At 31.3% G+C, this 13,034-nt stretch carries 10 protein-coding genes; 4 read left to right on the forward strand and 6 right to left on the reverse strand.

Annotated elements, in window-relative coordinates:
* The first annotated feature begins 119 nt into the window (after window positions 1-119).
* From QYS47_RS07965 to QYS47_RS07975, 3 genes are read left to right on the forward strand one after another with little or no spacing between them, the layout of a single operon-like run.
* Window positions 120-2,291, forward strand: coding sequence for a carotenoid oxygenase family protein (locus QYS47_RS07965; RefSeq protein WP_322348312.1), 2,172 nt, complete (start codon window positions 120-122; stop codon window positions 2,289-2,291).
* Between the two features lie 59 nt (window positions 2,292-2,350).
* Complete coding sequence (locus QYS47_RS07970) at window positions 2,351-3,874, forward strand: PP2C family protein-serine/threonine phosphatase (protein WP_308357053.1); 1,524 nt, start codon at window positions 2,351-2,353, stop codon at window positions 3,872-3,874.
* A gap of 60 nt (window positions 3,875-3,934) precedes the next feature.
* Window positions 3,935-4,471 (forward strand): hypothetical protein, encoded by a 537-nt coding sequence (locus QYS47_RS07975; RefSeq protein WP_322348313.1) that lies wholly within the window; start codon window positions 3,935-3,937, stop codon window positions 4,469-4,471.
* Here QYS47_RS07975 and QYS47_RS07980 read toward each other — a convergent pair.
* The 5 genes from QYS47_RS07980 to QYS47_RS08000 form a co-directional block, all read right to left on the reverse strand.
* Window positions 4,455-4,925, reverse strand: coding sequence for a hypothetical protein (locus QYS47_RS07980; protein WP_322348314.1), 471 nt, complete (start codon window positions 4,923-4,925; stop codon window positions 4,455-4,457). The two genes, QYS47_RS07975 and QYS47_RS07980, sit on opposite strands and share 17 nt — an antisense overlap.
* Complete coding sequence (locus QYS47_RS07985; protein WP_322348315.1) at window positions 4,925-6,181, reverse strand: M56 family metallopeptidase; 1,257 nt, start codon at window positions 6,179-6,181, stop codon at window positions 4,925-4,927. Before QYS47_RS07985 ends, QYS47_RS07980 begins: the two co-directional genes overlap by 1 nt.
* Complete coding sequence (locus tag QYS47_RS07990) at window positions 6,181-6,540, reverse strand: BlaI/MecI/CopY family transcriptional regulator (RefSeq protein ID WP_308357050.1); 360 nt, start codon at window positions 6,538-6,540, stop codon at window positions 6,181-6,183. The genes QYS47_RS07985 and QYS47_RS07990 overlap by 1 nt, the downstream gene beginning before the upstream one ends.
* Window positions 6,541-6,643: 103 nt before the next feature.
* Window positions 6,644-8,479 carry a cation:proton antiporter gene (locus QYS47_RS07995; RefSeq protein WP_308357049.1) on the reverse strand — a complete coding sequence of 612 codons (1,836 nt, stop codon included), beginning with the start codon at window positions 8,477-8,479 and terminating at the stop codon, window positions 6,644-6,646.
* 161 nt (window positions 8,480-8,640) lie between these two features.
* The gene (locus QYS47_RS08000; RefSeq protein WP_322348316.1) at window positions 8,641-11,262 is read right to left on the reverse strand and encodes an ATP-binding protein; all 2,622 of its coding nucleotides are present in this window, start codon (window positions 11,260-11,262) and stop codon (window positions 8,641-8,643) included.
* Between the two features lie 177 nt (window positions 11,263-11,439).
* On the opposite strand from QYS47_RS08000, the gene QYS47_RS08005 reads away from it, so the two are divergent.
* On the forward strand, window positions 11,440-11,991 hold the full coding sequence (locus QYS47_RS08005; RefSeq protein ID WP_322348317.1) for an NUDIX hydrolase: 552 nt from the start codon (window positions 11,440-11,442) through the stop codon (window positions 11,989-11,991).
* On the opposite strand, the gene hisC is transcribed toward QYS47_RS08005, so the two are convergent.
* Window positions 11,968-13,014, reverse strand: a complete 1,047-nt coding sequence (gene hisC / locus QYS47_RS08010; protein WP_322348318.1) for a histidinol-phosphate transaminase — start codon at window positions 13,012-13,014, stop codon at window positions 11,968-11,970. The genes QYS47_RS08005 and hisC overlap by 24 nt on opposite strands.
* Window positions 13,015-13,034: the final 20 nt, after the last annotated feature.

The following is a 13,034-nucleotide window of genomic DNA, read 5'->3' on the forward strand; positions in this document are numbered from 1 at the left end:
GATGTATTTGTTGTTATAGACAATAAATGAATTTGTAAATAATATTTAAATCACTCAATTATTAATTGAAATTTTATTATTTATGTGTTTCTAAACATCAATTATTAAAAACCAAAACTATGAGTCATCCTAATTTGCTCACCTCAACACGCGAACCACTAGATGTAGAATTAAAAGTTAAAGAAGGTGAGATCCCTAAGGATTTATCGGGATTCGTATTTATTAACTCGGGAGCAGGAACCGTTAATAGCGGTGGCTTACCTTATGAACGAAAATTGCCAAATGGTGAATTTAATCAAGAATTTGGATCACCTGTTATAAATGGTGATGGGTATATGTATCGCTTTGACTTTACAGAAGAAGGTAAAATCAAATTAAAAACAAGGATATTGAAAACTCCTTGTTATTATGCTGATATAGCTTCAAGTCCAATATTAAATCCTAATAATCCTTATGCTGATATTGCATTTAAGAATAGGGGGCTGGCAAGGATGTCTATGAAATTGGGTACTAGAAACCAGCTCAATACAGCCATCACTCCATTCAGAACACCCGGTGATCCGCAGGCGAGATTATTGGCTACTTTCGATGCAGGTAGGCCATTTGAGTTTGATCCCGAAAGTATTGATTTAATTACACCTATTGGAGAGAACAAATTCTGGAGAGCAGGAACTCCACCATTTTTAAATAATCCTTTTCCTATGGTGCTAACTTCTGCGCATCCTGTTTATGATCCAGAGACGCAGGAGGTCTTTAGTGTTAATTTCACTAAAACCACTCGAAATTTATTAAGTGCTACTGAAATATTTCATCTATTATTCAGTAGTGAGGAAGAACTTGAGGCTAGATTAGAAGAAAGAATTAGCAGATGGGAAAAGATAGAGGATAAAGAACAAGTTGTTAAAGAGGTAAATGATTTCTTTTATCATGAAGCAGCTGAGAAGGAAAAAAAGTCTTTTTGGGATAAGGTAAAAGCCTTTTACTGGAAATTGATTGGAAGACATTTTTCTAATGAAAATGCGGTCTATTTAGTGAAGTGGAAAGGAGAAAAAACACCGGTATCGTATAAAATAGTTAATGAGGATGGCTCAAATATAGACATTGAGCATAATATGCATCAACTAGGTTTTAGTAAGGATTATGTTCTTTTAGCAGATACCAATTTTAAGTTTACACTAGATGTAATGCTCAATAACCCTTTCCCTAATAATGAAAGAATTGATTCATTTTTGAGAGAGTTGTTAGATGGAGCTCAAAATGATTATTCTACCCTTTATATTGTTCATCGAAAAGATTTACAACCTAATGTAAAAGAAGTAAAAGCACATAAGGTTGTTTTACCACTTGAGACAGTTCATTTTTCAGCTAATTACGACAATCCAAATGGCATATTAACTCTTCATGCTGCTCATAATTGTAGCGCTTGTCCAGCAGAATGGGTTAGATATTATGATGAATGTAAAATAAATGGAAGTCCAATTGATCCTCAAAAAGTGGGGATGCTTGCAGTGGGTGAAATGGATATTGGTAAAATCGGAAAGATTGTGATCGATGTGAAAAATCGAGATAATTTAGAAGATCAAACTAGATTTTTGCATTTGGAAGGAAAACCAGGAGAGAAAGATCCAGGTCCACACACATGGGGAGTAGGATTATATACTTACAAAGATATGCTTTCACCAGATAGAAATGTAGGTGAAATAAAGCATATTTTCTGGCAGGCTTATGGTCTTAATGATCAGTTACTTACAGATTTTATGTATAGATTATACAAAGACCCAAATAGGAATAGGACATATTCAGCAGAACAAATGATCGAGTTCACTAAAAAGGGTGCTCCCTTCGTTTTAGAAACAGTAGAAACTGATTCGATGAAAGCTACAGATCATTACAGTTTTCCTAAAAACACCTATATGTGGTCATTACAATTTGTACCTAGTAAATCTCCAAATAGTGATATTCCGGAATCTTTGAATGGTTATATTTTATGTACCGTAATAGGAGAGGAGCAAAATGTACATCAAAGTAAATCTTACTTCTCTGAAATATGGATTTTTGATGCTTCTTATTTAAGTAAAGGTCCTGTCGCTAAGCTAGATCACGAGGAGCTACAGTTTGCTTTTACAATTCATTCTGTTTGGGTGAATGAAGCTAATCAAGTAGATACACCTGCATATAAAATTAATATAAAGCAAGATTATGATGAACAGATAAAGCATATAAGAAGGCGATGGTTACGTAGAAAAGTGCAATCTCTTATGAAAGATCACGTTTATCCTCATTTTCGATAAACTATTTTTATTTTTGATATAAAGCTGTTAATCTCGCATAAAACTTTTTAATAATATAGATGAATTTAAATCTAGCAGATAGTTTTGGTATAAACTTGAATGAGAAGTGGGAAGCGGAGTATAAACGAATTGGTCATGTTTATGCTCGCTGGGGAGCGCTATTGGTTATATTTTTATTTCCACTAAGTACAATTCCTGAATTATCCATTGAAAAGACAGATATTAACATCTGGTATGCCTTTCGATATGGCCCTTCAGTGGTGGTAGGTTTAGTGTTCCTGCTTCATCAAAAATTTAAGTTTAGTCATGAGTTACTATTTGAGGTAATAGCTTTATGCTTGTTTACATCAGCAGCCTATATGGTAGATTGTAATGATTGGATGACTTATATGATTTCAATGGTTACAGTATTTATTACTAGTGCTGTTTTGGTGATTCTAAGACCTTTCTATTTTGTTATAAACTTCTTTGCAGTATTTCTGATTCAAGTTTTAGTTCACACTTATTTTTGTGAGGCTAGCGTATTAGATTATTTTCTAATGAAAGGAGTTAATATATTAATAGTAGTAGGAATAGCTGCTTTTTCTATGGCTGCATTTAGGTACTATATCATGAAAAATAACTTCATGCATAGAGTAGCTTTACAGGAGGCTCATTTTGAATTACAAGAAAGAAATCAGAGTTTGATTAAAGCTCAAAAGGAATTAAGATTTAAAAGTGATCAAATTTCTGAGCAAAATGAAGAGCTAAAAATGCAGAAGGAAGAAATTCTTTCACAAAGGGATGCAATGCAGTCTCAAAAGGAATATATTGAAAAGCAGAATAGAGATATAATTGGAAGTATTCGATATGCTCAGAGAATACAATCTGCAATGCTTCCTACAGATGCTTATGTGAAAGGGATGTTGCCTAACTCTTTTATATTATTTCTTCCACGAGATATTGTATCAGGTGACTTTTACTGGGCTGCCGAGATCAATGGTAAAAAAATAATTGCGGCCATAGATTGTACAGGGCATGGGGTTCCTGGAGCTTTTATGTCATTAGTAGGAGATACTAATATGAATCAGGTTGTATTACAAGAAGGAATAACTGATCCTGCTGAAATATTAAATAAACTACATGAAGGAGTTTGTAATTACCTAAAGCAGTCGGAAACAGAAAACCAAGACGGTATGGATGCTGCCATAGCCGTTATTGATGAAAAAAATAAAACCATCCAATTTGCTGGTGCTAAAAATCCATTAGTTTATATTGATGATAAGCAAGAAATTAATGTAGTTAAAGGTGATAAGATTTCTATTGGAGGTAAGCGTAAAATTCAAAATGATGAAAGTTTTACTACTCATGAAATACCTTTCAATTCAGCATATACCTATTATATGTATTCTGATGGTTATCAAGATCAATTTGGCGGACCGAATGATAAGAAATATTTGGTAGGTCGTTTGAAAAAGCTTTTAAGGGAAGTTTCAGTTAAAGAAATGAATGATCAGAAGTTCCTTCTCAATAAAGAGTTCGATGAATGGAAATACGGATACAGTCAAACTGATGATGTATTGTTGATAGGTTTTAAGTTATAATTATCCATTAATTATTTGAATTTCATACTAAATTCAAAATTAGTTTAGTAATTTTATTTTATGGATGATTATAAGATTCTCATATATATAGTGCTGTCAATTCTTTATTTTCTTTTTAAAGGAAAGGGAAAGAAGGAAAAGCCTGTTACAAGAAAAGAGGTACAGAAATCTCCTTCATCTGATCAAGCTAAAGAAAACAGACCTAAAACTTTTGAGGAAATATTAGCTGAATTGTCTGGTCAAAATCAAGAAGAACAATCAACCAATGAAGAGGAAACCATTTTAAGAGATGGTGATGAAATAAAACCGCTTTCTGACCAGGTTGAAGAACGGCCTATGGATCAAGAAGTGAGTGCTAAAGATTATAGAAATGCTGATGAAACTTTAAAAGAACTATACAAAAAAGGAGAAAAACTTAAAAGTATAGATGAGTTAGTTGATATAGAAGAAGTTGAAATACGATCAAATCGATTCGCTGAGTTTGAGGATAAATCTGATGATAATAATTTCGCTCGAGAAATAAGAGAAGGTTTATCTGATCCTGAAAGTGCGAAAAAGGCAATAGTTTATGCTGAAATTCTTAATCGGAAGTATTAGTACTTACTTTTTCTAATTCATACTTCTGTATCACCCAGTCTTCAGAATTTTTAAGATTTAATTTTACTTCTAAAATTAGTTTTTCCTTAGTTTCATGATACATTTTCGCATTCTGATACGATAATTGGATAGAAGCCTTTTTATTATTTAATCTGAATTCATCTACTTCAATAAAGTACTTTCTGGCAGGTTCATCTATTTCATTTTCTGATATAAACTTTATGGTTTTGTCACGTATTGTTAATTCTATTTCATCATTCAATAATTCCGGGAAATCCAACATGAAAACTTCTTTTCTATCATTAGAACGCACATATCGTGGTGAATTATTAAAATGCTCCTGAAATTCTTCTATGTTTAATGCAGCCTGAAGGACTAATTTTTGGTTTTTGACTTCAGGTTCTTGAATGTTGAAAATTGAAATGATCAGTATAAAAGTAAAAAAGAATTTCATTATGAATTAATTTGAAATCTTATGGGGATAACTCTTCTAGATCTTACAGCTTTTCCATTTTGCTTAGCAGGATTCCACTTGCCTTGTTTTTTCAGCACTTCAATGGCTAATTCATCACAACCATAGCCAATTCCTTTTACGGCTTGAATATTAGAAAAGCTTCCATCTTTTTCAATAATGAATTGTAAATACACTACACCTTCTATTTTGTTTTCAATGGCTTCTTCAGGGTAAAGTCCTTCCATTTCTTCTGATAGCTGATTATAGAACTCTTGAATTCCATTTTTAGGTGCAGCTTGTTTCTCAACTACGTTGAAAATTTTATCAGTAATTTGGATTGCTTCTTCAACAGTAGCAGTATTAATATCCTTTGCTAAAACTATTTCTTCGTTTTGATTGAAGTTACATGAAAAAATAAATGAAGTGATAAAGAATAGGAGAGCAGCTACTATTGTCTTATTACTTGAAGTATTATTGTTTTTTAGCATATCTAATCTATTCAATATGCTAGGTTTAGCGAAAAAGCTAGCTAGTTTGAATGAATTGTTATTTACAGTCTCTCTTATTAATAAATTCACATAATTATTCTTTTCTGTTGCTTTGCTTGCGTAATGGTCAGCTATGTATTCATGATTTTCAACTACATACCGTTTGATCAATCGATTTAATGGATTAAGAATTAAAATTGATGAGCACAATTCTATACAAAATATATCAATAAAATGAAGTCCTTTCCGATGTGATTCTTCATGTTTAATTATGATATCTTTCTCTTGATTATTTTGTAGCTTAAGTGGTAAAAGTGTTTTGGTAATAAATGTAAGTGCTGGAATATCTTTTTCTACCCAATAAACTTTTGATCTGTAGTCAAATTTTGAGTTTCTAATTACTAGATTAAATTGAGAATAACTTTTAATAAATCTTATTATGAAAATAGATACAGAACCTATACAGAGAGTTAAATAGAAATATTTCAGAATCTGATAAAGGTTTAAGCTATTTCCAGTATTCCCAACGCTTTCTTGTATTATTTTCGAATCATTAATGCTGTTTTCAACAATAGAGGTATCTATAATGATTACGGTATTAAAAAAATTAAATTCTAGAAAAGGAGCAATAATACTAATGAAATATGCTCCTAAAAGGTAAAATCTATTAAAGTGGAAGTTTTTTTCTTTTCTAAGGAAAAAGTGAAAAAAACTTCCAAGAATAATAAATAATAGATGTGCTTTTAAAATGTAAATAATGCTATCCACTATTTTTGTTCTTTGATATGTTGAAGTACTTCATCTAATTCCTCCTTGCTTAAATTTTCTTCTTTAGCAAAAAATGATGCCATATTCGCAAATGATCCTTCGAAATATCCAGATATTAATTTTTTTAAGCTTTGTTTTTTATATTCATCTTTCTTTAAGATAGGATAATATAAATAACTTTTACCAGTCTTTTCGTGCCCAACTACTCCTTTTTTCTCTAATATTCTAATGATAGTACTTACGGTATTGTAGGCTGGTTTTGGAGAAGGTAAAGTTTCTAAAACTTCTTTTACATAAGCTTTTTTAAGCTCCCAAAGCTTATGCATGATTTCTTCTTCGGCTCTTGTTAATGTTTGCATTTGTTCCCTATTTGATTTCAATAAATATAGAACTAATTAATTAGTTTCCAAAGCCTTAAAAGCTATTTATATGTGTGTTATTGGCCTATTAATCGAAAAACTATTAATCGTTTTTATTACTAGTCATATTGTAATTCTTATTTTTTAAGAATATAAGTCGATCATCTTTCCCTACTTCTTCAGGGTAACCAGAAATTATATGTAGTTTCTTTTCTGAGGTAATAATGAATAGTGGAATTATGGTTTTTCCCTTTTCTTCTAAGAATTCTTCATATTCTGCCTCACCATAAAATTTCACTTCTGAAATTTCACTATTTTGTCTAAGTAAATGATTTAAGCTTAGGTAATCTAATCGAGATTTGAATAACACATTTTTAGGTAACGGTAGATTTTCATTTTCAGCTTCTTCTTTACTCACAATTCTATAGGTATTTTCTAGTCCTAATTCATTATCGAACCAGTTTAAAGCCAAAGAATTAATGCCTGAATTACTGGTTACAGCCATCATTTTACCTATTTGGGATAAATCAATTTCTTCAAAGATCTCTTCTGATAAAATATTCCCTTCATATACTGGTAAATTTAATTTTCTAGCTTCATTAACATTGTGTTTGGCAGTATCTGCTAACAAAACATAGAAGCCTTCTTTTTTAAGGAACAAGGCTAACTTTTTAGCAATTTCATTTGCCCCAACAAATAAAACTCCTTGAGGTTCTTTTCTTAATACGCCTAACCACTTTCCAACGTATTTTGCACTTGTACCTTGAATAATTACAGTTCCAACGATCACCAAAAATACCAATGGAAGTAACAGTTCTGCTTCAGTTTTAATAGTGGAGCTTGTGGCGGAAGTACTAATTAAGTCTAGAGAAAATAGTGAAGCAACGGCTGCAGCTACTATTCCCCTGGGGCCTATCCATGATACAAATAGTTTTTCCTGCCAGCGAAGAGTAGAACCTATTGAACTGAGCCATACGCCTAATGGACGCAAGACAAATATCACAACTGCAAATAATACCAAACTTCTGGTTCCCAGTTGCTCTATTTGATCAATATTTATTCTACTAGAGAGTAAAATAAAAAGAACAGTTACAAGTATTAAACTTATATCTTCTTTAAATGAAAGTATTTTTTTAAAATCATCAAGTTTTAGGTTTGCCAATACTATTCCCATTATGGTAGTTGCTAATAAACCCGCTTCTTTTTGTAACATATCTGAAAGGGAGAATACTAGAATAACAGTACCTAGTGTAATAACATTTCTTAAATAATCTGGGATTTTATTTTTACTAATTATGTACCAGATAAGAACTGCACCAAACCCACCAATAAAGAAGCCGACTGAAATAGTGATAAAGAAATCCTTAAGTGCTTCAACAGTATAATACTCTCCATTTGAAGAGCTTTTTATGAATTCATATACCAAAACGGCTATTAATGCGCCTAATGGATCAATTAAAATCCCTTCCCATTTTAAAATGGTATTTATTTTTGCATTTGGCCTTACGTTCCTCAAAATTGGCAAAACTACGGTTGGCCCTGATACAATGATTAGCCCTCCAAAAAGTAAGGCCATTGAAAGACTTAAGTCTAAAATTGCCACAGCAGCTATTGTTCCCCCTACAAAAGTCACTAATACCCCAACAATCAACAAGTTTCTTACAGTACTAGCGACCGTTCTTACTTCCTTTAAATTTAAGGTTAAGCCACCTTCAAATAGAATAACACCTACTGATAAGGATACAAAAGAGAATAAAAGATCTCCAGAGAAAATATTATCTCCATCGATTAATTTAACACCATCTGGCGTAAAGAAAGTAGATACCGGCCCCACCAAAAGACCGATAATAATTAGTGGGAGAATTGCTGGCTGTTTTATTTTCCAAGCTAGCCATTGAGCAAAAACTCCTAACACTAAAATACTTGCTAATTCAATCATGCTGTAAGAATTTTGATTAAGTCAATTCTAAAAATAAAGATTAATTACCGCATTCATAAGTTTAAAGTGGAATTATTTATTTTAAACAAGAATAAATGGTGCACTAATTAAGAAGTTATTAGTTACGGTGATTAAGTTATGAAGTTGTAAGGGAATTGATTTTAACTAGATGAATATACTTTATCCTGATATTTTTTTGCTATTTCAGTAATACCTGATAAAGGGAATGTAATAGTGAAAGTACTACCTTCTTTTTGTTTACTTTTTAATTTGATATCTCCATTTAGTATTTCCGTTGCTTTTTTTACTATGTAAAGCCCCAGGCCATTACCAGAAGAGATTTGTGATGTTCTTTTGAACATATTGAAAATTTCATGCTTCATGTCCTCTGAAATCCCAATTCCATTATCTGCAACACTAAGAATTAGCTCTTCATTTTTTACTTCCGCACTAATTCGTATTTTAATACTTTTTGTGTAATTAAAAATCAAGCTGTTTTCAACCAGATTACTCAAACATATTTCTAATAAAACTGGATAGAAAATGACTTTATCATCTGTAGCGTAAACTTTTACATCATATTGATAATCAGTACGATCAAATGACTTTCTTTTTACGACTTCATCCGTTATTTTATGAATTTGGTCTTTCAGATTTATTGAAGTAGGAGCTTTTAAATTTTCAAAGTCTCCTAAAAAACTCACAGCTTGGAGTTTTTTAACCAGACCATCTAGTTTTTGAACAGTAATGTTAACCTGATTAAATAAGGTTCTTCCTTCTTCTGGTAAATCATAACCTTTTGAGATACCCACCAATCCCATTAAGGTAGTAAGTGGACCTCTAAAATCATGGGAAGCTCTGTAGAAGAAATGATCTAATTCAGAAAGGGCGTTTTCAAGTGCCAGGGTTCTATCCTTTACTCGGTTTTCAAGTTTCTCATTTAGCTCGGTAACATACTGATTAGCTTCCTGCAACTCTTCAGATTGCGCCATGATTTCTTCCTGCTTTTCTTGAATTTCATTATTCAGCTCACGCAGTTTATGGTTAGTTTTCGTTCTGATTTTTAGGTAACGGAAAATGATATAACTAATCACTAATAGAAGTATAAATCCAACTGCTAAAACAATCAAAGTATTTCTTTGAGAAGCAATAGTTCTATTTTTTAATGCAATAGTTTTTTCATTATTCTCTTTTTGTAGATTTAATAGTGTTAGCTCTTTTTCTTTATTTTTTAAGTCGTATGAGGTTTCTAAAGTAGCTAATTCTAATGTTTTGGTTTCTTCTGAAAGTTCTTTCTGTGTTTTTAATGCCTTTTGAAAATAGTCTGTAGATAATTTAAAATTATTTGTTTTAGAATATAAGTTAGCCTTTGCTTCATAAATTTTTAACAAAAAGTATTTCTCTCCCAGATTAATAGCATGTTTCTCACCCAAATTAAAATAGTATAAAGCAGAATCATTTTGATCTTTTTTCATAAAATATTCACCTAACACCCATTCCCCTTCAATTAGCCCCGCATAATTTCTTAGTGTAGAATCTACTTTATAGCTTTCTCTGTATAGCTTAATTGCCTTATAATCTTGCCCAATTTTTTCAAGTACTACAGCTTTATTAAACTTAGCAGCTGAAATTTGCTTAATATTTTTCGTTAGTTCTTCATAATAAATAGCAGAATCAAAATGAAAGATAGCAGAGTCAAAAATTTCTAAATCAGTATATAATGATCCGTAGGCGTTATGCTGACTCCCTAGAAAACGATAATTTTGAATCTCACGAGCAATTTCTAGGGCTTGATCTAAATACTTTTTCGCTCTTTTTTCTAATTCAAGGGAATAGAAAATCCATCCTAATTCATAATAGGCTATTTGAAGTTCATTAAGATTCTGATTATTGTCAAATACTTTTAAAGCTTTAAAGATATAATCACTTGCCTCATTATATCTTTGCATCCATGAAAGTAGCGTTCCAGTTTCAAGATTTATTAGTGCAATACCATACTCATAATTTAATTCTTCATAAATAGATTGTGCTTTAATTAAGAATTTTGAGCTCTCTTTATAATTACTAACTTCCATGGCATTCTTAGCTAGAAAAAGATAGGTTTCAGCTAAATCCATTTTGTTATCGGTACTTTTATAGTAAAAAGCTAGCTTATTGAATATTGAGTCTGATTTTTTGTATGACGCAATTAACTGATAATATTGTCCTTGAAGACTTTTAAACCTGTTTAATAATTTTTCGGTTGCTATATTTCCATTTTGCTGTAATTGGTTTATAAGTTTTAAGGCGTGGTCAGTATAGCCAATTTTTATTGCTGCACTAAGTTTAATTAATAGAAATTCATAAAAAGCTGTTTCATTTTCATTTAATGAATATTGCTCCTTTTCGATTAAATCAAATACATCTTTGAAATGTCCTTTTTTAGCTAATACCGCAGCTAAATAAGGTACATATTGAGAATAATCATATTTATTAGCTTTTAATAAATTAACTGCTTTTTGGTAGTAAGAAAGGGCACTATCATATTCTAATTTGGTATAGAAAGATATTCCATATTGCACGTAAGCATCAGCTTTAATTTTAATGTCTTCAATTCTAGGAATTAATTCAAATGCTTGTTGAGCGGCATTATGTGAGAGGGCTAAATCATTATGCCAATTTTCATTTGCTATATTTATAAAATAGCTAGCAGAGTCATCCATGTTTTTTTGAGCATAGATATCTTCAAGAGCAAAAAATGCTAAGCTTATTATCAGAAGTAATATGGTTCTTTTAGTGCTCAAATCTTACAAGCTAAATATCTGACTTACAAATTGTTTAAATAATCTTTAAAAGCTAAAGATTATTTAATAATACTTAAAATGATTTCGATAATTAATATGTTTTAAAGGATAATCTTATTTGATTTGACTTTAATAAGATAAATCAAAACAAAAATTAAACTTCAAAATTAAAAATTAATGGGGTTAAATCCATGGAAACTAGTTAAATCCACACTAAAATATGACAATCCTTGGATAAAAGTTGAGGAACATGACGTGATTAATCCAAGCGGCAAGGAAGGCATTTACGGTAAAGTTCATTTTAAGAATATTGCAGTGGGTGTGATTCCAATTGATGAAAACGATAATACTTATTTAGTTGGCCAATATAGATATCCTTTAGATCAATATAGTTGGGAAATTCCAGAAGGAGGTTGTCCTGAAAATGAGGACGTTTTAGAGGCTGCAAAAAGAGAATTGAAGGAGGAGACGGGTCTTTCAGCTAAAGATTGGAATGAATTTATGAAAATTCACACTTCTAATTCAGTCTCAGATGAGAGAGGGGTAGTGTATTTGGCAAAGGGTTTAACTCAAGGTGAGGTTCAATTTGAAGAAACTGAGGACATAAAAGTAAAAAAGCTTCCCTTATCAGAAGCTTTTGAAATGGTATTAGATGGTGAAATCACAGACAGTATTAGTATGGCTTCACTTTTGAAGTTGAAATGTTTAATCGATCAAAAGGAGCTGTAAATTTCTGATGAGAAGGTTGTTTTCTTCCTCTGTACCTACTGTTATCCTTAAACAATCATCACATAATTGAACGTTAGAACGATCCCGAACTACAATTTCTTTTTCTATCAATTTTTGGTAAAGATCTTTTGCCTGATTTATTTTTACTAAGAGGAAATTAGCATCACTTTCATATACTTTTTTAACTGAAGGTAAATCCTGTAAAGCCACTTGCAATCTGTCTCTTTCACTTAATATGATCTTAAGCTGTTTCTTAAATATTTCCGGATTTTGTAAAGCTTCCAATACAACTTTTTGACTTGGTCCACTAATATTGTATGGAGCTTTCACCTTGTTTAGCAACTTTATTAATTCTGTATTAGCATAAGCAATTCCTAAGCGGGCAGAAGCTAATCCCCAAGCTTTACTTAAAGTTTGTAGGATTACTAAATTAGGATATTGATCTAATTCTTTAATCCAAGATTCTTCTTTCGAGAAATCAATATATGCCTCATCTATAATTACAATACCTGGATACGTTTCAAGTATTTCTAAAATACTATCTTTTCTTAAACTATTTCCCGTAGGGTTATTCGGTGTGCAAATGAATAATAATTTGGTACTTTCGTTTACAGCATCCAAAATGTTTTTAACATCCAATTGAAATTCAGGTGTCAGAGGCACTTCGACATTCTCAACATTATGTATCGCAGAGGATACCTTATACATTCCATATGTTGGAGGGCATGTAATAACATTAGATTCACCTGCTTTACAAAAGATTCTAAAAAGTAAGTCAATAGCTTCATCACTACCATTGCCCAAAAACATATTTTCAGCTGCTATACCTTTTATTTTTTCAAGCTCAGCTTTTAAATTTTTCTGTAAAGGATCAGGATATCGATTCCAATTGTTTTGTTCCTCATCAAACGGATTTTCATTTGCATCCAAAAATACTTTCGCATCACCTGAAAACTCATCTCTGGCAGAAGAGTAAGCTTGTAATTTTAAAATATGGGGTAAAACAAGTTTTTTCCAATTCATAATTTTAATCTATAGATTAT

It is taken from the genome of Marivirga arenosa (assembly GCF_030503875.2).
Taxonomy (GTDB): domain Bacteria; phylum Bacteroidota; class Bacteroidia; order Cytophagales; family Cyclobacteriaceae; genus Marivirga; species Marivirga arenosa.

Excerpts from the sequence above, each read along its gene's own strand:
- QYS47_RS07965 (WP_322348312.1), top strand. The coding sequence starts at position 120 with ATGAGTCATCCTAATTTGCTCACCTCAACACGCGAACCACTAGATGTA.
- QYS47_RS07970 (WP_308357053.1), top strand. The coding sequence starts at position 2,351 with ATGAATTTAAATCTAGCAGATAGTTTTGGTATAAACTTGAATGAGAAG.
- QYS47_RS07975 (WP_322348313.1), top strand. The coding sequence starts at position 3,935 with ATGGATGATTATAAGATTCTCATATATATAGTGCTGTCAATTCTTTAT.
- QYS47_RS07980 (WP_322348314.1), bottom strand. The coding sequence starts at position 4,925 with ATGAAATTCTTTTTTACTTTTATACTGATCATTTCAATTTTCAACATT.
- QYS47_RS07990 (WP_308357050.1), bottom strand. The coding sequence starts at position 6,540 with ATGCAAACATTAACAAGAGCCGAAGAAGAAATCATGCATAAGCTTTGG.
- QYS47_RS07995 (WP_308357049.1), bottom strand. The coding sequence starts at position 8,479 with ATGATTGAATTAGCAAGTATTTTAGTGTTAGGAGTTTTTGCTCAATGG.
- QYS47_RS08005 (WP_322348317.1), top strand. The coding sequence starts at position 11,440 with ATGGGGTTAAATCCATGGAAACTAGTTAAATCCACACTAAAATATGAC.
- hisC (WP_322348318.1), bottom strand. The coding sequence starts at position 13,014 with ATGAATTGGAAAAAACTTGTTTTACCCCATATTTTAAAATTACAAGCT.